This is a genomic window from Pseudaquabacterium terrae (assembly GCF_013266755.1).
GTDB classification, from domain to species: Bacteria; Pseudomonadota; Gammaproteobacteria; order Burkholderiales; family Burkholderiaceae_C; genus Pseudaquabacterium; species Pseudaquabacterium terrae.
In genome coordinates this window covers 62825-86605 of sequence record NZ_JABRWJ010000003.1, presented here as the reverse complement: position 1 = coordinate 86605, position 23781 = coordinate 62825, and the positions used below count along the sequence as shown (strand labels likewise).

At 70.5% G+C, this 23781-nt stretch carries 22 protein-coding genes; 12 read left to right on the top strand and 10 right to left on the bottom strand.

Annotated elements, in window-relative coordinates:
• The first annotated feature begins 71 nt into the window (after positions 1-71).
• On the top strand, positions 72-1313 hold the full coding sequence (locus HLB44_RS09435) for a glycoside hydrolase family 88 protein (RefSeq protein ID WP_173122337.1): 1242 nt from the start codon (positions 72-74) through the stop codon (positions 1311-1313).
• A gap of 34 nt (positions 1314-1347) precedes the next feature.
• On the opposite strand, the gene HLB44_RS09430 is transcribed toward HLB44_RS09435, so the two are convergent.
• From HLB44_RS09430 to HLB44_RS09415, 4 genes are read right to left on the bottom strand one after another with little or no spacing between them, the layout of a single operon-like run.
• The gene (locus HLB44_RS09430; RefSeq protein WP_173122336.1) at positions 1348-3777 is read right to left on the bottom strand and encodes an efflux RND transporter permease subunit; all 2430 of its coding nucleotides are present in this window, start codon (positions 3775-3777) and stop codon (positions 1348-1350) included.
• 12 nt (positions 3778-3789) lie between these two features.
• Positions 3790-4830: a WD40/YVTN/BNR-like repeat-containing protein gene (locus HLB44_RS09425; RefSeq protein ID WP_173122335.1), complete on the bottom strand. Its 1041-nt coding sequence runs from the start codon at positions 4828-4830 to the stop codon at positions 3790-3792.
• A gap of 24 nt (positions 4831-4854) precedes the next feature.
• The gene (locus tag HLB44_RS09420; protein ID WP_173122334.1) at positions 4855-6216 is read right to left on the bottom strand and encodes a DUF1329 domain-containing protein; all 1362 of its coding nucleotides are present in this window, start codon (positions 6214-6216) and stop codon (positions 4855-4857) included.
• Between the two features lie 11 nt (positions 6217-6227).
• A complete protein-coding gene (locus HLB44_RS09415) occupies positions 6228-7907 on the bottom strand; it encodes a DUF1302 domain-containing protein (protein WP_173122333.1) in 1680 nt (559 codons plus the stop codon).
• 218 nt (positions 7908-8125) lie between these two features.
• On the opposite strand from HLB44_RS09415, the gene HLB44_RS09410 reads away from it, so the two are divergent.
• Together HLB44_RS09410 and HLB44_RS09405 are read left to right on the top strand one after the other, a co-directional pair.
• Positions 8126-8398, top strand: a complete 273-nt coding sequence (locus HLB44_RS09410) for a DUF4242 domain-containing protein (protein WP_173122332.1) — start codon at positions 8126-8128, stop codon at positions 8396-8398.
• Between the two features lie 48 nt (positions 8399-8446).
• The gene (locus HLB44_RS09405) at positions 8447-10255 is read left to right on the top strand and encodes a tetratricopeptide repeat protein (protein ID WP_246312178.1); all 1809 of its coding nucleotides are present in this window, start codon (positions 8447-8449) and stop codon (positions 10253-10255) included.
• Between the two features lie 39 nt (positions 10256-10294).
• Here the strand turns inward: HLB44_RS09405 and gntR are convergent, their stop codons facing one another.
• Positions 10295-11320: an HTH-type transcriptional regulator GntR gene (gntR, locus tag HLB44_RS09400; RefSeq protein ID WP_173122331.1), complete on the bottom strand. Its 1026-nt coding sequence runs from the start codon at positions 11318-11320 to the stop codon at positions 10295-10297.
• A 158-nt stretch (positions 11321-11478) separates the two neighbouring features.
• Here gntR and HLB44_RS09395 point away from each other — a divergent pair, with 158 nt between their 5' ends.
• Positions 11479-12495, top strand: a complete 1017-nt coding sequence (locus HLB44_RS09395; protein WP_173122330.1) for a Bug family tripartite tricarboxylate transporter substrate binding protein — start codon at positions 11479-11481, stop codon at positions 12493-12495.
• A 25-nt stretch (positions 12496-12520) separates the two neighbouring features.
• Complete coding sequence (locus HLB44_RS09390) at positions 12521-13021, top strand: gluconokinase (protein ID WP_173122329.1); 501 nt, start codon at positions 12521-12523, stop codon at positions 13019-13021.
• A 3-nt stretch (positions 13022-13024) separates the two neighbouring features.
• On the opposite strand, the gene HLB44_RS09385 is transcribed toward HLB44_RS09390, so the two are convergent.
• Both HLB44_RS09385 and HLB44_RS09380 read right to left on the bottom strand, forming a co-directional pair.
• Positions 13025-14086 carry a GGDEF domain-containing protein gene (locus HLB44_RS09385; protein WP_173122328.1) on the bottom strand — a complete coding sequence of 354 codons (1062 nt, stop codon included), beginning with the start codon at positions 14084-14086 and terminating at the stop codon, positions 13025-13027.
• A 180-nt stretch (positions 14087-14266) separates the two neighbouring features.
• Positions 14267-15145, bottom strand: coding sequence for a LysR family transcriptional regulator (locus HLB44_RS09380; RefSeq protein WP_173122327.1), 879 nt, complete (start codon positions 15143-15145; stop codon positions 14267-14269).
• 102 nt (positions 15146-15247) lie between these two features.
• Here HLB44_RS09380 and argC point away from each other — a divergent pair, with 102 nt between their 5' ends.
• The gene (gene argC / locus HLB44_RS09375; protein ID WP_246312177.1) at positions 15248-16180 is read left to right on the top strand and encodes an N-acetyl-gamma-glutamyl-phosphate reductase; all 933 of its coding nucleotides are present in this window, start codon (positions 15248-15250) and stop codon (positions 16178-16180) included.
• Positions 16181-16263: 83 nt separating this feature from the next.
• Here the strand turns inward: argC and HLB44_RS09370 are convergent, their stop codons facing one another.
• Positions 16264-17475: a multidrug effflux MFS transporter gene (locus HLB44_RS09370; protein WP_173122325.1), complete on the bottom strand. Its 1212-nt coding sequence runs from the start codon at positions 17473-17475 to the stop codon at positions 16264-16266.
• An 83-nt stretch (positions 17476-17558) separates the two neighbouring features.
• On the opposite strand from HLB44_RS09370, the gene HLB44_RS09365 reads away from it, so the two are divergent.
• Complete coding sequence (locus HLB44_RS09365; protein WP_173122324.1) at positions 17559-18368, top strand: hypothetical protein; 810 nt, start codon at positions 17559-17561, stop codon at positions 18366-18368.
• Here HLB44_RS09365 and HLB44_RS09360 read toward each other — a convergent pair.
• Together HLB44_RS09360 and HLB44_RS37780 are read right to left on the bottom strand one after the other, a co-directional pair.
• Positions 18365-18943, bottom strand: coding sequence for a hypothetical protein (locus tag HLB44_RS09360; RefSeq protein WP_173122323.1), 579 nt, complete (start codon positions 18941-18943; stop codon positions 18365-18367). The genes HLB44_RS09365 and HLB44_RS09360 overlap by 4 nt on opposite strands.
• A gap of 244 nt (positions 18944-19187) precedes the next feature.
• A complete protein-coding gene (locus HLB44_RS37780; protein WP_281375138.1) occupies positions 19188-19784 on the bottom strand; it encodes a calcium-binding protein in 597 nt (198 codons plus the stop codon).
• A gap of 238 nt (positions 19785-20022) precedes the next feature.
• On the opposite strand from HLB44_RS37780, the gene HLB44_RS09350 reads away from it, so the two are divergent.
• The 5 genes from HLB44_RS09350 to tssJ all read left to right on the top strand — a co-directional run bounded on the left by HLB44_RS09350 (position 20023) and on the right by tssJ (position 23770).
• Positions 20023-20250, top strand: a complete 228-nt coding sequence (locus tag HLB44_RS09350; RefSeq protein WP_173122322.1) for a hypothetical protein — start codon at positions 20023-20025, stop codon at positions 20248-20250.
• 96 nt (positions 20251-20346) lie between these two features.
• Positions 20347-20940: an RNA polymerase sigma factor gene (locus HLB44_RS09345; RefSeq protein WP_173122321.1), complete on the top strand. Its 594-nt coding sequence runs from the start codon at positions 20347-20349 to the stop codon at positions 20938-20940.
• Entirely contained in the window at positions 20937-21563 is a 627-nt protein-coding gene (locus HLB44_RS09340; protein ID WP_173122320.1) for an anti-sigma factor family protein, read from the top strand. The genes HLB44_RS09345 and HLB44_RS09340 overlap by 4 nt, the downstream gene beginning before the upstream one ends.
• 7 nt (positions 21564-21570) lie before the next feature.
• Positions 21571-22407: a caspase family protein gene (locus HLB44_RS09335; RefSeq protein ID WP_173122319.1), complete on the top strand. Its 837-nt coding sequence runs from the start codon at positions 21571-21573 to the stop codon at positions 22405-22407.
• A 79-nt stretch (positions 22408-22486) separates the two neighbouring features.
• Positions 22487-23770 carry a type VI secretion system lipoprotein TssJ gene (tssJ, locus tag HLB44_RS09330; RefSeq protein ID WP_173122318.1) on the top strand — a complete coding sequence of 428 codons (1284 nt, stop codon included), beginning with the start codon at positions 22487-22489 and terminating at the stop codon, positions 23768-23770.
• The last annotated feature ends 11 nt before the right edge of the window (positions 23771-23781 follow it).

Below are 23781 nucleotides of genomic sequence, written 5' to 3'. Positions count from 1 at the left end.
CTCCTAGAATTTTTTCCAGTGCTGCGGGCCCCGCCCGCCGGCGATCGAAACAGTTCCCGGAGAGCTTGTACATGACACACGAAGTGAGCGGCCAGGTGCCAAGCCAGCACGCCACGCCGGCCCAGCTGGCCCTGTTCTCGCAGACGCTCGACCAGATGGCGCGCAAAGTGGCCGAAGACGAGCCGACGCTCGGCGTCGAGTTTCCGCACGTCACCGCCGCCGACGGCTCGTGGATCAAGCTTCCGGCCTCGCTGTCGGCCGGCTACACCGGCGAGGCCTGGAGTCACGGCAACTGGCTGTGCGGCTTCTGGGTCGGCCTCTTGTTCGCCTCGTACCTGAAGACGAAGAATGACAAGTACCTGGTCTGGGCGCGTGAGCGCATGCGCCTGGTGGCGCAGCGCGCCGAGGACCCGAACACCCACGACATCGGGTTCATCTTCGACAGCAGCGCGATCCCCGGCTTCCACATCACCGGCGACCGCTGGTATGCCGACATCGCCCTGCAGGCGGCCGACAAGCTGCGCGCACGCATCGTCACCACGCAGCGCGGCGCCTACCTGGCGTCGTGGGGCCCGATGGACGACCCGCGCGGCCGCCGCAGTTCGGCCATCGACACGATGGCCAACCTTTCGCTGCTGTACTGGGCTTCGAACCACAGCGGCGACGCCAGCTTCCGCCTGGCCGCCGACGCGCACGCGGCACTGACGGCGCAGGCCTTCGTGCGCCCTGATGGATCGACCTACCACGCAGTGGAGTACGACGTCTCGAGCGGCGAACGGATCCGCGGCTACACCTTCCAGGGCGCCTTCGACGAATCGGCCTGGTCGCGCGGCCAGGGCTGGGCGATCTACGGCTACGTGACTTCCGCGCGCGAGACCGGCCGGCGCGACTATCTGCAACTGGCCGAGCGGCTGGCCACGTACTACATCAAGCGGCTGGAAGGCCGCGTCGTGCCGCCGTGGGACTTCGATGCCACCGGCGCCGACGCGCTCATTCCGGACACCGCCGCCGCAGCCGCTGTCTCGTCGGCGCTGCTCGAGCTGGGCCACATTCATCCCGACGCCGACATGGGTGCGAAGTGGTCGCGGCGCGGCCTGGCGATGCTGGAAGGCCTGTGCCGCGACGAATTCGCGGCCGACCCCAGGCACCGCGGCCTGCTGCGCAACGCGTGTTACTCCAAGCCGCACAACGAAGGTGTCAACAGCGCAACGATGTTCGGCGACTTCTTCTTCGCCGAAGCACTGTGCCGGGCTGCGCTGCCGGGCGCGTTGCGGCCGCTGTCGGCACCGGCCGTCGCGCCGGCCGCGTGCTAGCGTTGCACCTCTCGGCGAAGTACCTTCGAAGTGATCAGGCGTCCGTCGCCGTCCACGGGTTTGCGCGCCGCAGCTGCAACCCATCCGGCAGCAGCACCTGCGACAACGCCGGAATCAACACCACCGCCCCCACCATGTTCCACAAGAACATGAAGGCCAGCAGGATCCCCATGTCGGCCTGGAACTTGATGGGCGAGAGCGCCCAGGTCAGCACGCCGGCGGCCAGCGTGACGCCCACCAGCGCGACGACCTTGCCGGTGAATTTGAGCGCCCGCGCATAGGCCTCGGCCAGCGGCACGCCCTGGCGCTGCTGCGCCAGCTGCACGCTCAGCAGGTACAGCGCGTAGTCCACGCCGATGCCCACGCCGAGCGCCACCACCGGCAGCGTGGCCACCTTGACGCCGATGCCCAAGACCACCATCAGCGCCTCGCACAGCACCGAGGTCACGATCAGCGGCACCACTGCGACGACCACCGCGCGCCAGCTGCGGAAGGTGATGAAGGCCAGCACGATCACCGCGGCATAAACCCACAGCAGCATCTGCGTCCAGGCCTGGCGCACGACGATGTTGGTGGCGGCCTCGATGCCGGCCGAGCCGGCGGCCAGTAGGAAGCGGCGTTCGGGCGTCGAATGCGCCGCAGCGAAGGTGGAGGCGGAGGCCACCACGCGGTCCAGCGTCTCGGCGCGGTGGTCCGACAGGTAGGCGATCACCGGCATCACCGAGCATTCGGTGTTGAACAGGTCCGGGTTGTTGACGCTGGCCTGCTGCGCGCCGTAGTTCAGCACGTCCTGGTTGCGGGCGATCGTCAGCCACTTCGGGCTGCCCTCGTTGCTGCCTGCGGTGATCTGGCGCACCGCATTGGTCAGCGCGGCGGTGGTCTGCACGCCGTCGACCTGCTGCAGCGCCCAGGCCAGGCGGTCGGCCTCGACCAGCGTGGTGTACTTCAGGCAGCCTTCCTTCGCGGTCTTCACGATCACTGCGAAGGTGTCGGACGACAGCGCGTAGCGGTCGTTGATGTACGCGTTGTCGCGGTTGTAGCGCGAGTCGGCACGCAGCTCCGGCGCACCGGGGTCCAGGTCGCCGATCGCCAGGCGCTGGCTCATCCACCAGCCGAAACCGGTCAGCAGCACGGCGACGGCGATCGCACCATAGGCGTAGCGCCGCTCGACGAAGCGTTCGAGCCCGCGCCACAGGTGTTGCATCGCCCCGCTCGGGGACTGCTCGGCGCGCAGGGCACGCTCGGCCGCCGCCGGACTGACGCCCACATGGGACAGCAGCACCGGCAGCAGGATCAGGTTGGTGACGATCAGCACCGCGACGCCGAGGCTTGCGGCCAGCGCCAGCTCGCGGATCACCGCGATGTCGATCAGCATCAGCACGCCGAAGCCGACCGCATCGGCCAGCAGGGCCGTCAGCCCGGCGAGGAACAGGCGCCGGAACGTGAAGCGCGCGGCCACCAGGCGGTGCGCGCCGCGGCCGATGTCCTGCATGATGCCGTTCATCTTCTGCGCGCCGTGGCTGACGCCGATGGCGAAGACGAGGAAGGGCACGAGGATCGAATACGGGTCGAGCTCGAGGCCGCAGGCGGCCACCAGGCCGAGCTGCCACACCACCGCCACCAGCGAGCAGGCCAGCACCAGCAGCGTGCTGCGCACGCAGCGGGTGTAGGCGTAGATGATCGCCGCGGCCACCAGGGCCGCCAGGCCGAAGTACAGCGCCACCTGCATCAGCCCGTCGATCAGGTCGCCGACCAGCTTGGCGAAGCCGACGACATGCACGCTGACCGCGCCGTCGGCCTCGTGCCGGCCGCGGATCTGCTCGACGGCGCGCGACAGGGCGCGGTAGTCGATGCGCTGGCCGGTCGTCGGGTCCTGGTCGAGCAGCGGCACGACCAGCATGCTGGACTTGAAGTCCTTGCCGACCAGGCTGCCCACCAGGTTGGCGCGTGCCAGGTTGCCGCGCAGCTGCTCGGTGGCGCGCCGCGAGCCGTCGTAGTTGTCCGGCATCACCGGGCCGCCGCGAAAGCCTTCCTCGGTGACCTCGGTCCAGCGCACGCCGGGCGCCCACAGCGACTTGATCCAGGCGCGGTCGACGCCCGGCGTCAGGAACACCTCGTCGTGGATGCGCCTGAGCGTCTCCACGTACTTCGGCTGGTAGATGTCGCCGTCGCGTGCCGCGACGACGATGCGCAGCGAATTGCCCAGGCCGCGCAGCTCGCTGCGGTGTTCGAGGTAGTTCTGGATGTACGGGTGGCTGCGCGGGATCATCTTCTCGAAGCTGGCGTTGAGCCTCAGCTTCGTCGCCGCGAGGGCGGCGAAGACGATGGTCAGCAGCGCGCACAGCAGCAGCACCGCGCCGCGGTGGTTGAAGACCAGCCGCTCCAGTCGCGAGCCCGATTGCGGGTCGAAGTGCTCCAGCGCGGGCGGGGCGGCCGGGGTGTCGCCGGTGTCGGCAGCGTGCATGGGCGAAAGTCCTCAGGGAAGCGTGATGGCGCGCACGCCGCGCGGCCCGGCGAGCACCAGCGCGCCGGGCGCGGCGGCGACCGCGGCCGCGGGCAGCGGGCGCTCGACGGCGATCGGCACGAAGCTCGCGCCGTCGTCGCGGCTGGCGAGCACGTGGCCGGCCTGGCTGACCAGCACGAAGCGGTTCTGCGCGTCGAGCGTTGCCGCGGGCAGGCCGATCTGCAGCCCGGTGGGCACGGCGGCCCACGAGCGGCCGCCGTCGGTCGAACGCAGCACGGTGCCGCGCAGGCCGTGCACCAGCACGCCGCGCGGGTTGCCGATCACGCCGAACAGCGTGCCCTTGTACGGCAGCTCGATCGCCTTGAAGCGGCCGGCGTCGCGGTCGAGCTTCAGCAGCAGGCCTTGCTCGCCGGCGATCCACACGTCGGCTCCGATGCCGCGCACCGCATACAGGTGCAGGCCCTTGGGGTTGTCGGCCGCATGCAGCCAGGGCTGCCAGCTCGCGCCGCCGTCGGCGGTGCGCAGGATCTGGCCGAAGGCACCGACGACGAAGCCGGTCTCATCGTCGGCGAACCAGCAGTCCAGCCAGGGGTTCTCGGCGCCCTGTGCGGCGAAGCGCGCGGCTTCCTTGGCGGCGGCGTCCAGCCTGGGATCGGCCAGGCGCTGGTAGTGGGCCAGCATCAGCGCGCCGGCCTGGCGCCCGTCGAGCAGCCGCCGCCAGGTGCGGCCGCTGTCGCTGCTGCCGAGCACCAGGCCGTCGTGGCCGCAGGCGTAACCCTGCCTCGGCGTCGGGAAGTGCACGGCGATCAGATCCGAGCTCGCCGGCACCTCGGCCTGCTGCCAGTGCCGGCCGCCGTCGTCACTGAAGAGCACGTGGCCGCGCTGGCCGACGGCGACGAGACGCTCGCCGGCACGCGCCAGGCCGTTGATGAGGCCGCGCTCGGCGAGCGGGCTGCGCTGGGCCGGGGTATCCAGCACGTCGCGGCCCGGATTGCCGAAGGCCGCGGCGCCGGCGAAGGCGGCCGGGAGGCCGAGGAAGTGACGGCGCTTCATGGGGTCGGACGCGTCTTTCGGACGTCAGCGGATGCCGGCGCCGGCCAGCGCATCGGCCGACCATTCGCGCTCGGGCAGCGGCTTGGTGTGGCGCAGGCCGCCGGTCTCGGCGATGAAGCCGGTGAGCGAGTAGACGCGCGACACCAGGTCGTAGTGGCCGAACATGTCGGTGTAGGGGGCGGGCAGGTCGTAGCTCGGCGCCATGTAGGCGAAGCCGGCGCGGTAGAGCTGGCCGCGCGCGTCGTACTCGTCGCTGGCCAGCGCCGCCCACGAGTCCTCGTCGAGGTAGAAGGTGCGCTTGCCGTAGACGTGGCGCTTGCCGTCCTTCAGCTTGGCCTCGACGACCCACACCCGGTGCAGCTCCCAGCGCACCAGGTCGGGGTTCAGGTGGTTGGCCTTGAGCAGCTCGTCCTGCTTGGCCTGGTACACCGCGGCGTAGGTGTTGTAGGGCACCAGCATCTCCTTCTTGCCGATCAGCTTGAAGTCGAAGCGGTCCATCGAGCCGTTGAAGATGAAGGTGTCGTCGAACGTCGTCGCGCCGGCGGTGCCGGGGTTGGGCGTGTCGTGCGCCAGGTCGGGCGCCACCTTCACGCGGCGCTGGCCGGGCAGGTAGCTCCAGGCACGGCGGTCCTTGGTGCCGATGTCCAGCGGGTCGACCAGCATCAGCGCCTCGCCGGCGCGGCGGGCCGGGCCGGTGTAGCTGAGCTTGATGCGCCAGAAGGTGTCGGCGCCGGTCTTGGTGGTGTCCCAGAACGGGAACTCCTGCACGCTGATGCCTTCGGTGGCCAGCGTGGCCCGGCCGCTCGCGTCGACGCTCAGGTTGCGGTACTTGGCTTCGTAGGCGGGGCCGTTGAAGCGCACCAGGTGGTTCCACATCGCCTCGTAGCCGTCCTTGGGCAGCGGGAACGGGAAGCCGGCGTGTGCGCCTTCCATCGAACGGCCGTCGTTCAGCGTCTTCGCGCGCACGGCGTTCTTCGCGGTGTTGTCGGCGACGAACTTCGGGAACGCGACGCTGCGGTGCGTCGGGTAGACATCGACGCGGAAGCTGGGGTACTTCTGCAGCAGCGCCTTGGTGCCCTCGGTCAGCCGGTCGGCGTGCGCGGCCATGGTCTTGGCGTCGACGACCAGCCGCGGCTTCTCGGCGGCGTAGGGGTTCGGGCGCAGGCCATCGCCGGGCTTGAAGCCGGCCGGCGCGCTGGTCAGGCCGCCGGCGTAGGCGGGAATGGTGCCGTCCTTGTTGCCGGCCTTCTCGGCGCCGATGGCGGTCAGCGTGCTGCCGAGCGCCTTGGCCTCGTCGGGTGTCACGGCGGCGTGCGCGCCGGCGGCGAGGCCCGCGGCGACGAGCGCAACCAGCAGGCGGTGAAACTTGAAGTGCGGGCTGTTCATCGTCGTTTCCTTCAGAAGGTGGTCTTGAACGTCAGGCTCACGAAGCCGCGGTCGCGCAGCAGCGTCGTGAAGCCGTTCTGCGTCGTCACGGCCGTGCCGTTGTCGCGATAGCGGCCGACGTAGTCGATGTATTTCAGGTCGAAGCGGTACTTCTGATGCACGTCGGCGGCGAGGCCGATGCTGTAGTTGCCGCTGCGCTCGTTGCCGCCGAAGACGGTGGGCGCGTTGCCCTTCAGGCCGATGGCGTAGGTCATCGGGGCCGACACGTCGACGCCCGGCAGCACCTGGAACCAGCTCGGCGTGAAGCCGACGCCGGCGCCGAGGTAGTCCTTGGTGATGCAGCCGTCCCACTTGTCGCGGCCCTTGCAGGGTGCGAAGCCTTCGGCGTAGAACAGGTTCGCGCCGCTGCGCACCTTGCGCCAGCCCGAGGCCACCAGCTCGGCGTTCCAGCTCGCGGCGTCGAACAGCGGCGTCTTGCCGATCACGCCCAGGCCGTTCACCAGCGCGTGCCAGGTGTCGCCGCGCGGGCCCTTGGTCTCGCCCCGCGCCGGCAGGCCCGGCGCGATGCCGAGCACTTGAGACGATAGCGGCGTGTTGCGGCGCATCGACAGCTCGGCGCCGACGCTGATGCCGGCGATGTTCTTCGCCAGGCTCAGGCCCAGCAGGTCGATCTTGTCCGCGTAGATCAGCGTGTAGCGGCTGTTGTTGTTCGGCGCGGCCTGCGTGATGAAGGTCTGCGGCAGCTTGTCGGCGAACCTGCGGTAGTACAGGCCCACGGTGCCGTCGAGCCAGGCCGGGCTCCAGCGCGCCGAGGCGCCCCATTCGCCGCGCTGCTTCGGCTCCGACGCGTTGGTGCGCGAAGCGAAGCCGAGCTGTGCGTTGAGGAACTGGCGGTCGGGGCCGTTGAAGGCGAAGTCGACCGGGCCGAGGTAGGTGCCGCCTTCGGGGTAGCGGAAGGGCTCCCATTCGAGCAGCGCCTGCGCCGCGAGCGACAGCGTCTCGCTGACCTGCGCCTGCGCCGACAGCTGGTTCAGCGGCCGGAACAGTTCCTTGGCCTCGGTGCCGGGCGTGGCGAAGCCCTTCTGCAGGTCGAGCGGGTTCTGCGCATAGGCCACGCTGTGCAGGTTGCCGCCGAGCAGCAGCGACTCGCCCCAGTAGACGGTGTGGCGGCCGAGCTTGGCGCGCAGCGGCATCTCGCCGAGCTCGACGCCGCCGAACACGAAGGCGTCCATGATCTCGCCCGAGCCGCCGCGGTACAGCCGCTGGGTCGTCGACGAGTACTGCTTGCCGACGTAGCTGGGGATGTTGGTGAGCGGCGCATTCGGGTTGCTGCGGCTGGCGCCGGAATAGGCGCCGTCATACCAGCCGGTCGCGCTGACGCGCAGGCCATGCTGCTTGCGCCAGACGAGGTCCATCTCGCTCAGCAGGTCGAAGCGCTGCGCCACGGCATCGCCCTTGTCGAAGCTGTAGGTGCCTTCGTCGGCGAGCGCCGAGTTGCCGATCTTCGGATCGCGCTGCTCGGTGCGCACGGCGTAGTTCAGGCGCACCGAGTTGTCCCAGCGCAGCACCAGGTCGGGGTTGCCGAGGTCGATCTCGACGCCCAGGGCCGGCGCGGCGGCCAGGCTCGTCAGCGCAGCGGCCAGCGCGATGTGCCGCGGTCGAAGAAAGGAATGAAGTGTGATTCGGCGCATCGTGTCTCCGCTCGTTGGTCTGCATGCAGGCCGGCGGATCGCGCTGAGGAGCCGGCCTTCGATGGCGGCGACTCTAGGTTTGGGACTGGGGACGAGCCCCCCTCTTGGCGGGGGAGGGCGCCTGTAAGGATCACCCCGCGCCAGCGACGAACGGAGCGGACGCCGTGCTCGGCCATGGCATCCGACTTCATCCGTTGCCGAGTTGTTCAGGAGGTCTTATGCCCAAGTTCATCATCGAGCGCAACATGCCCGGCGCCGGCCAGCTCACCGAGGGCGATCTGAAGGCCGGGTCGGCGAAGTCGAGCGCGGCCCTGCGGGAACTGGGCCCTTCGGTGCAATGGGTTCAGAGCTACGTGACCGACGACAAGCTCTATTGCGTGTACATCGCCTCCGATGAAAGCCTGGTGCGTCGCCACGCCGAGCTTTCCGGCTTTCCGGCGGACAGCATCGCCCGCGTGAGGTCGGTGATCGATCCGACGACGGCCGAGTAAAGACCTGGCCGCCAGCGCTCCCTCCAACCCTTTCGCCAAGGAGGCGATATGCAGTGCGTTCCTCGTGGTTCGGTGCGCCGGCTGGCGCGCGGCCTGGCGGCCGCAGGGTTCCTGAGCGTGGCAGGCCTGGTACCCGGCGGCGCCGGGGCCGGCGACGCCGCGCGCCCCGATTTCGACTCGCTGCTGGATGCCGGCGGGCGCGCGTGCGGGCCGGTGTTCAATGGCCCGCCGCGGCTGCTGCAGGCGCTGGTACGGGTGAAGAGCGACACCGCGTCCGCAGCGAAGAGCGCCGCCGACGCGCCGCCGGCGCTGTACCCCGCGCTGGGGCGCCTGTCGATGCGCATCGAAACGCGGTCGCCCCAGGCCCAGGCCTACTTCAACCAGGGCTTGCGGCTGGCCTTCGGCTTCAACCATGCCGAGGCCCGGCGGGCCTTCCAGGCGGCACAGCGGCTGGACCCGCAGTGCGCGATGTGCTTCTGGGGCGAGGCCTTGGTGCTCGGTCCGAACATCAACGTGCCGATGATGCCCGAGGCCCATGCGCCGTCGTGGGCCGCGCTGCAGAAGGCCGCCGCGCTGAAGGCGCCGGTCAGCGACCGCAACCGCGCGCTGATCGAGGCGCTGGAGACGCGCTATTCCAGCGACCCGCAGGCCGACCGGCCGGCCCTCGATGCCCGCTATGCCGATGCGATGAAGGCGGTGGCCGCGCGTTTCCCCGCCGATGACAACGTGCTCGCGCTGGCGGCCGAGGCGGCGATGGACACGCAGCCCTGGGACTACTGGGAGGCCGCCGGCGCCAGGCCGAAAGGGCGCGGTGCGACCATCGTCGAGACGCTGGAGACCGTTCTCGCGCGCAGCCCCGATCACCCGGGCGCGATCCACCTCTACATCCACGCGATGGAAGCCTCGACCGAGCCCGAAAAGGCACTGCCCGCGGCGCGCCGGCTGGCCGCGCTGACGCCCGGCGCCGGCCACCTGGTGCACATGCCGGCGCACATCTACTATCGCCTCGGCATGTACCGCGAGGCGCTGGTGGCGAACCAGCGCGCGGTGCGCGTCGACGAGGACTATTTCAAGACCTCGCCGTCGGACCCGATCTACAAGGCGGCGTACTACCCGCACAACCTGCACTTCGTGATGGTCTCGGCGCTGATGGGGGGCCAGGCGCCCACGGCGCTCGCCGCCGCGGCGAAGCTGGATGCGGCGATGCCGGTGGACGTCGTGCGGGCCTTCGCGATCATGCAGCCGATCAAGGGCGCACCCTTCGCGGCGCATGCGCAGTTCAGCGACGCCAAGACCGTGCTCGCGCTGCCCGCGCCGCCGCAGGACCTGGTGCTCGTGCGCGCGATGTACCACTACGCCCGCGCCGCGGCGCAGGCGGCCGCGCGCGACTTCGCCGGGGCCGAGCGCGACATCGCCGCCCTGGCGACGCTCGAGAGCAGCGCCGACTTCAAACCCTTCGAGCCCTGGGGCGTGCCGGCGCAGGCGATCGTGCAGACGGCCCACCGCGTCGCGCAGGGGCGGCTGGCCGATGCCCGCGGCGACCTCGACGCTGCGGCCAAGGCCTACGAGAGCGCCATCGCGACCGAAGACACGCTGAGCTACACCGAGCCGCCGTACTGGTACTACCCGGTGCGCCAGAGCCTCGGTTCGGTGCGCCTGCGCCAAGGCCGGTTGGACGAAGCGCGCGACGCGTTGCGCGAATCGCTGGTGCGCGTGCGCAACAACGGCTGGGCGCTCGCGGCGCTGGCCGAGGTCGAGCGCAGGCGCGGCGACGCGGCCGGTGAACGAGCCGCTCGGGCAGCAACGGCGCGCGCGTGGTTCGGGGCGAAGCCGGGGCCGGACCTGGCGCGGCTGTAGCAACCAGCGTGAGGGAGCCTTCCTTCAAGAAGGCGTCCCTCAAGCACTCTGCCGCGCAATGACCTCATAGCCCAGGTCGACGCAGCTCGCCGGCACGGCCTCGCCCCGCATCAGCGCCAGCAGCATGCCTGCGGCAGCGATGCCGATCGCCGCGCGCGGCGTGCGCACCGTCGTCAGCGGCGGCACCATCTGGTCGCTGCCGGTCAGGTCGTTGAATCCGGCCACGGCCACGCGCTGCGGCACGGGCACGCCGAGCCGCAGCGCGGCCAGCAGCGCACCCTGCGCGAGGTCGTCGTTGCAGAAGAAGATCGCTTCCACCGGCGGCGTCTGGGCGACGATCTGCTCGAACATCGTGCCGCCGAGCGCGAGCGACGACGGCGCCGGGTTCACCCACTCGAGGGTCGGCGCGTGCAGCCCGGCCGCCTGCATCTCGCGGCGCCAGCCGTCCAGCCGCTGCAGCGTGCGCGGATCCAGCTGGGCGGCGGCGAAGGCGATGCGCCGGTGGCCATGGCCGATCAGATGACGCGTTAGTGCAGCGGCCGCATCGGCCTGCGAGAAGCCGACGCAGTGCACGTCCGGCGACGTCGAGGTCTCCATCAGGTGCACGCAGGGCACGCCGCTGGCCTCGATCAGCGCGCGCGTCGTCTCGCTGCGCTGCAGCCCGGTCACCAGCAGGCCGGCCGGGCGGTGCTGAAGTTGCTCGCGCAACAGCTGTTCCTCTTCGCCCGCGTCGTAGTGGGTGACGCCGATCAGCGTCTGGTAGCCGGCCGGCCGCAGCGTGCGCTGCACGCCTTCGAGCAGGTCGACGAACAGGGCGTTCGACAGCATCGGGATCAGCAGCGCGACATGGGTGCTGTGGCGTGAGGCGAGGGCGCGGGCGGCCGGATCGGGCACGTAGCCGAGCCGAAGGGCAGCAGCCTTCACACGGGCGACCAGCTCGGGATCGACCGCGCGCTCGCCGCGCAGTGCGCGCGACACGGTGATCGGGCTGACGTCCGCGGCGCGGGCGACGTCGGCAAGTGTGATTCGGCCGGTGGCGCGGGAGCGGACAGGGCTGGGCGGCATGAGGGGGCGGCGACGGTCGAATCGGGGAGTTGTAAGGATAGCGATATCCAAGCGCTGATTCCCACGTGGCGCTTCTTGTACGGGTAATTGCTTATCTCGTATTGGATAGCGCTATCCTAAGATGCACCTGTCGGTTCGCAACACCTGCAGGAGTCCCCATGAAGACGATCAAGCACCCGCCCGTGGCCTCGCGCCGCTCCGCATTGCTCGGCGCCGCCGCGCTCGGGCTTGCCGCGTTGGCAGCGCCGGCGGCCTGGGCACAGGCCGCGTGGCCGAGCAAGCCCGTCACGCTGCTGGTCGGTTACCCGCCGGGCGGCCAGACCGATTTCGCCGGTCGCGTGCTGCTGGCCAGTCTGGGCAGTGCGCTCGGCCAGCCGGTGATCATCGACAACAAGGCCGGCGTCAACGGCAACCTCGCGGCGGCCGACGTGATGAAGGCGCCTGCCGACGGCCACCGGCTGCTCGTCGGCAACGGCTCGATGACCATCGCGGCGCATGTCTACACGACGCTCGGCATCGTCGACCCGCGCCAGCTGACGCCGATCGGCGTGATGCTGCAGTCGGCGCTGGTGCTCGCGGTGCCGGCGACGTCACCGTACAAGACCTACGCCGAGTTCGCCGAGCATGCCAAGGCCAAGAGCCGCAACGGCCAGGGCATCGACTACGGCACCGGCGGCGTCGGCGCGCTGACGCACGTGACGATGGAATTGCTGCGCGAGCGCCTGGGCAACGTCAAGATGAACCACGTGCCGTACAAGGGCAGCAGCCCGGCGATGACCGACCTGATCGCCGGCCGGCTCGACGCGATGTTCGACGCGACCTCGGTGATCGCGCCGTTCATCAAGTCCGGCCAGCTGCGGCCGCTGCTCGTCACCAGTGACAAGCGCGTGCCCGCGTTCCCCGACGTGCCGACCGCCGCCGAGGCGGGGTTGAAGGACTTCACCGTCATCTCGTTCATCGGCCTGTACGGCCCGCCGGGACTGAGCGCCGACATCGTGAAGAAGGCCAACACCGCGCTGAACGCGGCGCTGAAGGACCCGGCCGTCACGAAGGGCATCCTCGACCGCGGCGACGAACCCGGCGGCGGCACGGCCGAGCAGCTCGGCACGCTGACGCGCAGCCACTACAAGACCTGGGGCGACGTGGTCAAGGCCAACAACATCCGCGCAGACTGACGTGCCCGTTTCCCGAAGAGATCGCATGGCTTCGCTGGTCGTGATGGGCGTGTCGGGCTGCGGCAAGTCGCGGGTCGGGGCGCTAGCGGCTGAACGGCTCGGCCTGCCGCTGATCGAGGGCGACGAGTTCCACTCCGAAGCGAATCGCACGCTGATGCGCGACGGCGTGCCGCTCACCGACGCGCACCGCGCGGACTGGCTCGACGCCTTGGGCGCGGAGCTCGCGCTGCGCCCGGGCGGCGCGGTGCTCACCTGCTCGGCGCTGAAGGCCTCGTACCGCGACCGGCTGCGCGCGGCGGCGCCGGGGCTGCGCTTCGCGTGGCTCGACCTCGACGCTGCGGCCGCCCAGGCGCGTGTGGCGCAGCGATCGGCGCATTTCTTCCCGGCCGGGCTGGTGGCGACGCAGTTCGAGGCGCTCGAGCCCCCGCTCAAAGAGCCCGGCGTGCTGCGCGTCGACGCGCTGCTGCCGCCGGAGGCGATTGCGCAACGCGTCGTCCGCTGGATCACCGACGCCGCGCTGACCTGATCACTACGCCGCAGCAGCGACCACGCGGTTGCGGCCCGCGCCTTTTGCGCGATAGAGCGCCGCGTCGGCCTGCTGCACGGCCTGCTCGAAGGGCACATCGACGGGCATCGGCATCACGCCGAAGGACACCGTGACAGGGATCATGCCGGCGCCGGCCTCGCACGGCGAGCGCGCGATGTGCGCTCGCATGCGCTCGCACAGCTGCGCGGCGCCGGGGGCGTCGCAGCCGGGCAGCAGCAGGATGAATTCCTCGCCGCCCCAGCGACCGAGCAGGTCGCCGGCGCGCAGCTGCCCGTGCAGCAGCCCCGAGACATGCTGGATCACCCGGTCGCCGGCATCGTGGCCATGCCGATCGTTGACCTGTTTGAAGTGGTCGATGTCGGCCAGCACCAGGGCCACGGCGCTGCCGTCGCGCCGCGCGCGCTCGATCTGGCCCTGCGCCAGCGTGAGGAAGTGGCGGCGGTTCCACAGCCCGGACATCGCATCGGTGGTGGCCATCTCGCGCAGCCGCGCCTCGGCCTCGGCGACGCGCTGCACGTAGTAGCGGCCGGTGTAGCCGAACATCACGAAGACCACCGTGATGTTGAGCCAGCGCAGCGCGGTGGTCACCTCGTTGGGCAGCGGATAGCGGATCGGGATCAGCTGCGTCGCTGCGTCCAGGCCGAGGTAGACCAGCAGCAGGAAGGCCAGTGCCGTGGTGGCGTGGCGCGCTGCGCGGCTGACCGCCACCGCCGAGATGAACACCAGCAGGAAGTAGTGCACCCCGCTGGCCCAGCCCAGCAGCACGGTGCACAGCCCCGCATGCACCAGCACCTCGGTCCACATCAGCAGCACCGCCGGCAGGTTGCGGCGCTGGCCCAGCAGGTGCCAGGCGGCCGCGTACATGCCCAGGCTCACCACGTTGACGATGGCCATCACCGGCATGCCGAGCACGAAGAAGACGACCAGGTAGATCAGGTCGACGCAGCCGGCGAACACCGCGATGCGACGCAGCATCAACCAGAAGGCCGCGCGCGACATGCCGGTGACGGCGGCGGCGGCAGCGGAGGGCGGGGTGGTGTTCATCGGTACAGGCTGATCGGTGTTTCGGCATCCTGGGGCTGCGACGGGAGTGAATGCAGCTTGTGCCGCTGGCGCCCGGTGTGCGGTATTGCCGAGACCTGCGCTGGCCAGAATCGCGGAGTGCCCGGCGAAGCAGTTCCGGGCCCGCATCGGACCGTGACACGCCGCGTCGGCGGCAGGCGCCTAGCCGATGCCGGCCAGCACACGCAGCACGTGCTGTGTCGCGCCGTCGGGCTCGCCGCTGCGGTGCGCGAGGCCGAGCGGCCGCCACAGCGCCGGTTGCAGCGGCAGCATGCGGATGCGCGGCTCGGGCGAAGGGGCGCTGGCCTCGTGCGGCAGCAGCGTGGCGCCGTAGCCGGCGGCCACCAGGCTCTTGATCGCGTCGTTGTAGTTCAGCTCGATGCGCGCGCGCGGGTGCTGGCCACCGGCGGCGAACCACTCGGCGCACAGGCGCGACAGGCGCGTGCCGGCATCGTTGAGGATCAGCGGCTGCACGGCCAGCCAGGCCGGCGTCACGCGCTTCGGCGCGGCCCAGCTGGCCGGCACGAAGGCCATCACCCGGTCGCGGCGCCAGCGCTGCACGCGCAGGCCGGCGACTGGCGGCTGCGGCAGCGCGACGAGGCCGATGTCCAGCGTGCCGGCGGACAGCCGCGCCAGCGTCTCCTCGGAGGTCAGCACGGCAACCTGCACGTCGATCTGCGGATGCTCGGCGCGCAGCGCCTGCAGCGCCTGCGGCAGCAGGTGCGCGATGGCGCCGGTGGAGGCTCCCACGCGCACGCGCCCTGCCGTGCCGGCGACCTGGCGCTTCAGCGCATCGATCATCTCGTCGGCTTCGGCCAGCACGCGCCGCGCGCGCTCGATCAGCAGCATGCCGGTGCCGGTGGCCACGACCGCTGCGCGCCCGCGCACCAGCAGCCGAGTGCCCAGGCGCGACTCGAGCTCGGCGACGTGCAGCGTCACCGTTGGCGGCGCCAGGTGCAGCGCGCGCGCCGCGGCAGCGAACGAACCGAGGTCGTGCACCGCGAGCAGCGTGCGCAGGCGGTCGAGGCTCAGCTCGCGCATGAGGTGGATTCAGGATTCATGAACGAAGCCTTTGCACGATTCAACTTGTGCGATCGTACGCCGCGCGCCGACGATACACGCCTCGTTCAACAGGAGTCGCACATGAAGCCCGTCGTGTTCGTCGATGGCGACCGGGGCACCACCGGCCTGCAGATCGCCGCGCAGCTCCAGCAGCGCAGCGAGCTGTTGCTGCTGACGCTGCCGCCCGAGCGCGCCAAGGATCCGCGGTGGCGCGCCGATGCGCTGAACCGCTGCGACGTGGCCGTGCTGTGCCTGCCCGACGACGCGGCGCGCGATGCGGCGGCGATGGTCGAGAACCCCGCCGTGCGCATCATCGACGCCAGCTCGGCGCACCGCACCGATGCGGCCTGGGTCTATGGGCTGCCCGAGCTGTGCGTCGGGCAGCCCGAGCGCATCGCGGCCGCGCGGCGGATCTCGAACCCCGGCTGCTATCCGACCGGCGCCGTCGCGCTGCTGCGGCCGCTGGTCGATGCCGGGCTGCTGCCGCGCGACCATCCGATGACGATCCACGCGGTGTCGGGCTACTCGGGACGGGGCCGCGCCGGCGTCGAGGCGCACGAAGGTGCCGATGCCGCCGCCGCGCCGCCGCTGCAGGTGTATGGGCTCGGCCTGGCGCACAAGCACGTGTCGGAGATCCAGCAGCACGCCGGCCTCGACACGCGGCCGTTCTTCGTGCCCGCCTACGGCAACTACCGGCAGGGCATCGTGCTGACGATCCCGCTGCACCTGCGCCTGCTCCCGGCCGGCACCGGCGCGGAGCGGCTGCACGAGTGCCTGCACGCCCGCTACGCCAGCGCACGCCATGTGCACGTGCTCGGCATGGCGGAGGCCGCGGCGCTCGAGCATCTCGACCCGCGGCTGCACAACGGCAGCAACCGGATGAGCCTGGCCGTCTTCGCCAACCAGCGCCACGGGCAGGTGCTGCTGGCCGCGGTGTTCGACAACCTCGGCAAGGGCGCGTCCGGGGCGGCGCTGCAGAACCTCGATCTGGTGCTTGGCCTGGCGGGGGCGTGATCGACGTGCCGGCTTCGGCACATGAAGAACGTGGAGGCGCCGGCGCCGCACGAGTCGACACAAGGCGTCAGCTTCAAGCGCCTTCAGTGGCTCTTCGTGCTCCGCAGGGTTCGCAGCAGTGCCAGCTGCGCCAGCAGCCCGGCCACCACCGACACCAGCATCTGCAGCCCCAAGTTGACCGGCCCGACGTGCGGCATCAGGCCCACGATGAAACCACCGAGCGCGCCGGTCAATTGCTGCATCAAGCCACCGACCGCCGCGGCCGAGCCGGCCAGCGCCGGCACCAGGCCCAGCGCGCCGCCGAGTGTTGCGGGCATCAGCAAACCGTGGCCGATGCCGAGCAGCATCAGCGGCAATGAAAGGCCGAGCGGCGTGTGCAGGCCGGCCAGGCCCAGCGCCAGCACCAGCACGACGCTGGTCACGGTGCACAGATGTCCGAGCAACATGATCCTGCTGTCCGGCAGCCAGCGCACCAGGCGCGTGCAGAGCAGGTTGCCGAGGACATAGGCACAGGGCACGCTCATGATGTACCAGCCGATCTGCTCCGGCTTCACGCCGTAGCCCGCCAGCACGATCGGCGCACCACCGAGGAAGGCGTAGAACGAGGCCGAGGTCATCGCCAGGATCAGCACGTGCAGCAGGAATCCGGGCTGGCGCGCCAGATGGGCGTAGCCGCGGAACAGGTCACTCCAGCCGCCGGGGGGCTGTGCATCTTGTGGCTTGCGCGTCGGCAATCCCCACCAGGCGGCCACCATCAGGAGCGCCGCCAGCACCGCCATCGCGACGAAATTGGCCTGCCAGCCGAGCCGCGAATGAACCTGGCCGCCGAGCAGCATCGCCAGCGGCGGCGACAGCCCGATCGTCATGCCGATGAACGCCATCACGCGCGTGCGTTCGGGGCCGGCGAACAGGTCCTGCACCATTGCGCGCCCCACCACGACGCCGGCGGCACTGCCAGCGCCTTGCAGCACCCGGGCCGCGATCAGCATCCAGAGGTCCGATGCAGCAGCTGCCAGCGCCGAGCCGACGAAGGCCAGCCCCAAGCCCGCGAGCAGGACGGGCTTGCGCCCGATGCGATCGGACAACGCGCCGTGCACGAGTTGCAGGATGCCGTAGGCGGCGACGTAGCCGCTCAACGTGAGTTGCACCTGGGCCTGGCTCGTTGCGAAGGTGACGGGCCACTGCTGCATGGAAGGCACGCAGATCGTCATTGCCAGCAGGCCGAAGACGTACTGCGCCATCAGGTTGGCGATGAGCCGACCCGGTCGCTGCGGTCCGGCCGGGTCGCCGGTCATCGCGCGCGGTGCATCGAGAGGGTGGCCTTGCTGGTCATGTTCGTTCGAGTTGGGGGCCGCGGCCCGTGACGACAATGGCGCGAATGGCCTCGATCCCCGCGCACCGCATCATCGCCGCTGACGAGCATCGGGTGCCGAAGCTCTTCCGTGCCTTCGCGGTGCGCAGCGACGAGCGCCGGCATGCCGCCGACGCCCGGGCGCCCTACGGCCGCGTGCACGTCGTGCGCACGGCGTTTCTCGATGCCGGCTCGCTGGCGCGCCTCGCGGCGCAAGGCTATGCGCGCGTCCGCATCGAGACCTTCTCGGACATCGACTACGCGACCACGACGCTGCAGGAGCTGGCCGCGGCCGTGCCGCGCGTGCCCGACCTGGTCGGCAGCATCGCCGCTGCCTTGCAGTTGACGGGCGTGCTGGGCGACGACGCCACCGCCTACCGCAGCAGCGTTGAGACGCGCATCGACTACCTCGCCTCCTGCGGCGCCGGCTTTCACAACGACGTCGCTCGCCATTGGTCGCGCTGCCTGTTCTGGATTCTTGCGCTCGATGTCGGCGATGTGGAGTTCGTGATGCCGCATGCCGGCGTTCGCGTCGGATTGGCGCCCGGCGACCTGGTCGTCTTCGACCAGACGATGGCGCACGGCCTGTGCCGGCCGGCCGACGACGGGCAGGCGGTGGCGGCGTCGTTCGATGCCGGCGAGCAGTGCCGTCAGCTTTTCCTGACCGGCGAGCTGCTGCTCACCGATGCGCAGTGGGCGGCGCTCGGCGCGCCGTGGCTGCCGGTGTCAGAGCACGACCTGCGCGGCGCGCTCGACCTGCGGGTGGCGGAATTCGACGAGCGCAGCGGCGCGATCAAGCGCCCGGCTGCGCTGCGGGATTGCATGAAGCAGCTCTAGTCAGGGGTCACCCTGAACCACAGCTGGTCGTAGTAGATGATGCCGCCGACACCGCTGGTCGGGGCACCGAAGCCGACGAAGACGCGGTCGGTGAAGGTGCCGGTCCAGCGCTTGAACTTGCCGGTGCCGCCGGCGATGATCCCATCACCGCCGCCGGCGATGACGACCAGCGCACCCTTGTCGGCATGCAGCGGCGGCTTCAGCGCCGGATCGATCGGCGCGCCGCAGGTACCGTTGACGCCTGAGACGACGTGCAGGTCACCTTCGTTGAGCGCGAACGCGATGAACTCGCTGAAGCACAGCGACCCGCCCGATCCAAAGGCAAAGGACTTGCCCCAGACATAGGCGGTACCCCGCTGGTTGCCCGTGGCGGCATAGACCGGGAACTGCGTCGTCGGGAAGCAGCTGCTGGCGCACCAATCCGCAAAGGCCGGGGTCGCGGGCGGCGTGCTGACGTTGGCCGCCGGGATGCCGTTGAAGACCAGGTCGATGGTCTGCGCCGCGATGGCGGTGCCGGGCCATGCCGCGGCGAGCGCGAGGATCGAGGACGCCAGGAGGTGAGGAAACTGCTTCATGGCCGACAGCCCTTTCGAAGGACAAAGTGGACATGAACCCCCACGAGGGGCGCCAACGTTTTGGGGGAGGGCATGTCCACCCCTGCCCCCAGCGGGGGTGTACACGCGCCGAGCGGTCGGGCAAATGCTCCTGTTCCCGCCCCTGTGCGGCCGGTGCGGCGATGGCCACGTATTTGATACGCTAGAGCGCAACGCAAGCGAAAACGGCCGCCCGCGGGCGGCCGTTTCTCGAGCGGAACGCAGCTCAGGGCAGGATCCAGTCCGCCCCCGGCCCGCCGATCTTCAGATCGAAGCCCGGCCCGCCGACCAGCACGTCGTTGCCGCGCCCGCCGCGCAGGATGTCGTTGCCCGTGCCGCCGCTGACGAAGTCGTTGCCGGCGCCGCCATTCATGCGGTCGTTGCCGGCGCCGCCGTGCATGCTGTCGCGGCCGCGGCCGCCGTGCATCACGTCGTTGCCCGCGCCGCCGTGCATCCAGTCGTTGCCGCAACCGCCGTCCAGGTGGTCGCGCCCGCCGCGCCCGGCGATGACGTCGTTGCCGCAGCCGCCGTCGAGGTGGTCGTCGCCGTTGCCGCCGACCAGCACGTCGTTGCCGCAGCCGCCGTGCGCGGTGATGTCGGCGTTGACGTTGGCGTCGACGACGAGGGTGTCGTTGCCGCCGCCGAGCTGGAAGTCGGTGTTCTCCAGCTGCTGCTTGGTCATGAACTGGGTCTGGCCGTTGACGGTGACCTCGTACAGGCCGAGCAGCCCGGCGAGGCCGTCGGCCTTTGCGATGTGCACGTTGTCGTTGCCGTTGGTGCCGTAGACGGTGTTGGTCGGGCCGGCGGGAGGAATCGGGAACATGGTGAACTCCTGGTGTGGGGGTGGGGTGCCGCGACACGTTTCGAAGAGTTCGCGTCGCTGGGGTCCATTGAAGTGGTTGCGCCCGGATGCGCCAAGACGGGACGATCGGCAGTTGGGTGTGCTCCCAGCTCGGGTCGGGCCGCATCGCGGCGCTCCCGACCGTGACTTCCGCAACGACCGTTTCGGCGGTTGGCTGCAACTCAGGGTCGAGCGCAAAGCCTTTCCGATGGAGCCGACCATGAGCCACTGCCAACACCACCACGCCGCCGGCCACGATGCCGCCCGTTTCGAGCTGCTGTTCATCTCGCTGTTCGACGAGGGCCGCGGCTACGCCTTTCCCTGCGATGCCGACGGTCGCGTCGATCTCGACGGCTTGAGCGACCGCGTGCGGCTGAACTACCTGTACGTGCGCAAGATGATCGGCCGCGATTTCAGCGCGCCGGCGGTGCGCCCGACCTTGCAGTGACAAACGTTTGAACCGCGCGCCCCCCCACTGCAACTGAGGGGGGCGTGCGACGGCTGGGCTATATTGGTTCGACGCCACCGTCAGCCCCCGCACGCCATGGACAACGACCGGGTCAAGGCTTTGCTCGAACGCATCGGGCAGCAGGATCAGGCCGCGTTCCGTGAGCTGTACAAGGCGTTCAGCCGCCGCGTCCACGCGTACGTGCTGAACATGCTCAAGGACTCGGCCCGTGCCGAGGAGGTTCTGGTGGACACGATGTACGAAGTCTGGCGCGCACCGGCGCGCTTCCGCGGCGAATCGCAGTTCAGCACCTGGCTGATCGGCGTCGCGCGCAACAAGGCGCTGATGGTCTACCGCGGCCGCCGCCCCGACGAACTGCACGACGACCTCGACGACATCGCCGAGACGACGCCGTCCGACAGCCCCGACGCCTTCGCGCAGCTGGCCGCGAAGCAGCGCACCCAGGGCGTGCGAGCCTGCATGGACAAGCTCTCCGACGAGCACCGCGAGTGCATGCACCTGGTGTTCTACGAGGGCTACTCGCTCGCCGAGGTGGCTTCAGTGCAGAACTGCCCGGAGAACACGGTGAAGACGCGCCTCTTCCATGCGCGGCAGAAGATCAAGGCCTGCCTTGCGCGGCTGGTGCAGCGCGAGGGTGGGGCGGTTCCCGAGGGGGCGGTCAAGTCATGAGCTCGCGCTTCGAAGAGCTGCTGCCGTTCTACGTCAACGACAGTTTGCAGGGCGAGGACCGCGCGTGGATCGAGCGTCACCTGGCCGACAACGCCGACGCGCGCGCCGAGCTGGAGGACTGCCGCGCGCTGCAGTCGCGCATCACGCACAGCCTGCCCGAGGTGCCGGCGACGATCGGCCTTGACCGCGTGATGACGCGCATCCGCGGCGACCAGCCGGGGCTGCTCGAGCGGCTGGCGGCATTGCTCGGCTTCAGCGGCGGCCTGAAGCCGGGGGCTGCGTTCGCGGGGCTTGCGATCATCGCGGTGCAGGCCGGCGTGATCGTCAGCCTGGTCGGCGGTGCGAGCAACGAGGACGACATCACCGGCCTGCGCGCGCCGAAAGCCACCGCGGTGCACGACGGCCCGCTGCTGAAGATCAACTTCGCGCCCGATGCGAAGGAGTCGGAGATCCGCCACCTGCTGGTTTCGGTGCAGGGCCGCCTGGCCGGTGGCCCGGGGCAGCTCGGCGATTACTACATCGCCGTGCCCGCCGGGCGTGAGGCGGCACTCGCCGAGCAGGTGCGCAAGAGCCCGATCGTGCAGGCGGTGTCGCTGGCGCCGGGGCTGCCGCCGCGCGATTGAGGATGCCGTGTCCACCAACAGCTTCCATCCGACGCGCCGGCGCCTGCTGCGGCAGGGCCTGGCCTGGCTCGGCGCGGCCGGCCTCGGCATGCCCGCCCTGGCGCAGCGCTCCGAGCGCCGCATCGCGCTGGTCATCGGCAACGGCGCCTACCGTTCGACGCCGCTGAAGAACCCGGTCGGCGACGCCGAGGCAGTGAGCGCGAGCCTGAAAGCATTGGGCTACGAGGTCATGCTGCGCCGCGATACCAATTTCGTCGACCTGATCGAATCGCTGCGCGACTTCTCGGTGCGTGCTGCAGCCCATCCGGTGCGCGTGCTGTTCTATGCCGGCCACGGCATCCAGGCGCGCGGGCGCAACTACCTGCTGCCGGTGGATGTCGAGCCGCAGAGCGAGGATGAGATCGCTGCCAAGGCGGCCGACGTCGGCCAGGTCATCGACCGGCTCGGTGCGCTCAAGCACGGGCTGAACATCGTCGTGCTCGACGCCTGCCGCGTGAATCCCTTCGCCGGCGGCGTGATCGTCGGCCCCGACGGCCGGCGGCTGAAGTTCCGCGGCGTCGCGCGAACGGGCCTGGCGCCGCTGGATGCGCCGGTCGGCACGCTGGTGGCGTTCTCGACGGCGCCGAACGGCGTCGCGCTCGACGGCGCCGGCAGCGCGCACAGCATCTACGCGCGCCATCTGCTGCAGCACCTGCCGACGCCCGGGCTGCCGGTCGAGCAGCTGTTCAAGCGCGTGCGCATCGGCGTCGCCGACGAGACGCAGCGGGTGCAGGTGCCCTGGGAATCGTCGAGCCTGACAGCAGACTTCTGTTTCAAGAGCGGGCCGCAGGGACAGTGCGGATGACCAGCGTTGCGCGGGCGCGGGCGATGGCCGGAGAATGGCCGCCGCCTCGTATGCGCTTGCGTCGCCGCGAGGCTCCTCCATGAGTCGCCGCCACTTGCTTGCCTGGCTCGGCACCGTGTCTGCCGTGTGGCCCGCCGCGTGGCTCGCGGCGCTGCCGCGTGCGCTGCAGGCGCAGGTCACGGCGGCCACTGGCGCGCGCCGCGTCGCGCTGGTGATCGGCAACGCGCAGTACGCGCAGGCGCCGCTCGCCAATCCCGAGAACGATGCGCGGCTGATCGGCAGCACGCTGAAGGCGCTCGGCTTCGAGGTCGACCAGCACCTGAACCTGAAGGCGCGCGAGTTCAAGCGCGTGCTGCGCGACTTCGGCCGCCGCATGGACGACGACGACAGCGCGCTGGTCTTCTTCTACGCCGGCCACGGCATGCAGATCGACCGCCGCAACTACCTGCTGCCGGTCGACCTCAACCTGCGCGACGAAGGCGAGATCAAGGACGAATCGATCGACATCGAGGACGCGCTGCTGGCGCGCATCGACCGCGTGCGGCCGCGCGCGCGCATCTTCATCATCGACGCCTGCCGCGACAACCCGTTCACCAGCGGCCGCACGCGCAGCATCCGCGTCGGCAGCGGACTGGCCGAGATGGCGGCGCCGGGCGCGTTGATCGCGTTCTCGGCGGCGCCGGGCCGCACCGCCGAGGACGGCCCGCCCGGCAGCAACAGCATCTACAGCCGCCACCTCGCGCAGGAGATGCGCGGCGAGGGCATCGAGGTCGAGGAGATGCTGAAGAACGTGCGCGTGAAGGTGTTGCGCGACACGCAGGAGCGGCAGATCCCGTGGGTCAACACCTCGATGGTCGTGAACTTCGTGTTCAACCCCGGCGCCGGTGCGCTGGCCGCGGCCGCGGTGCGCAGCCCGGCCCCGCGCGCGCCGGCTTCCGTCCCCGGCGGGCCGGTCGTCGAGGCCAGTGCCGGCCGCCGGACATTGCGCCTGGCGATCCGCGCCGAACGCAGCCTGAACACCGATCGCGCGCAGACGCCGGCCTCGCTCGCGCTGCGGGTGTACCTGCTGCGCGACGCGGTGGCCTTCCAGCGCGCCAGCTTCGATGCGCTGTACGAGCACGACGAGGCCACGCTCGGCAGCGCGCTGCTGAAGCGCGAAAGCCTGCACCTGCGCCCCGGCGAATCGCGCGAGCTGGTGCTGAGCCTGGGCGACGACGCGCGCCTGGTCGCCGTGTTCGCTGCCTACCGCGAGCTCGAGCGCAACCAATGGCGCAGCGTGCTGCCGCTGCCCGCCGACGACGCGATGCCGCCGGCGCGCCTGGATGCGCAGGCGCGGCAAGTCCAGCTGGCCTGGGTGCGTTGAGATGACCGCCC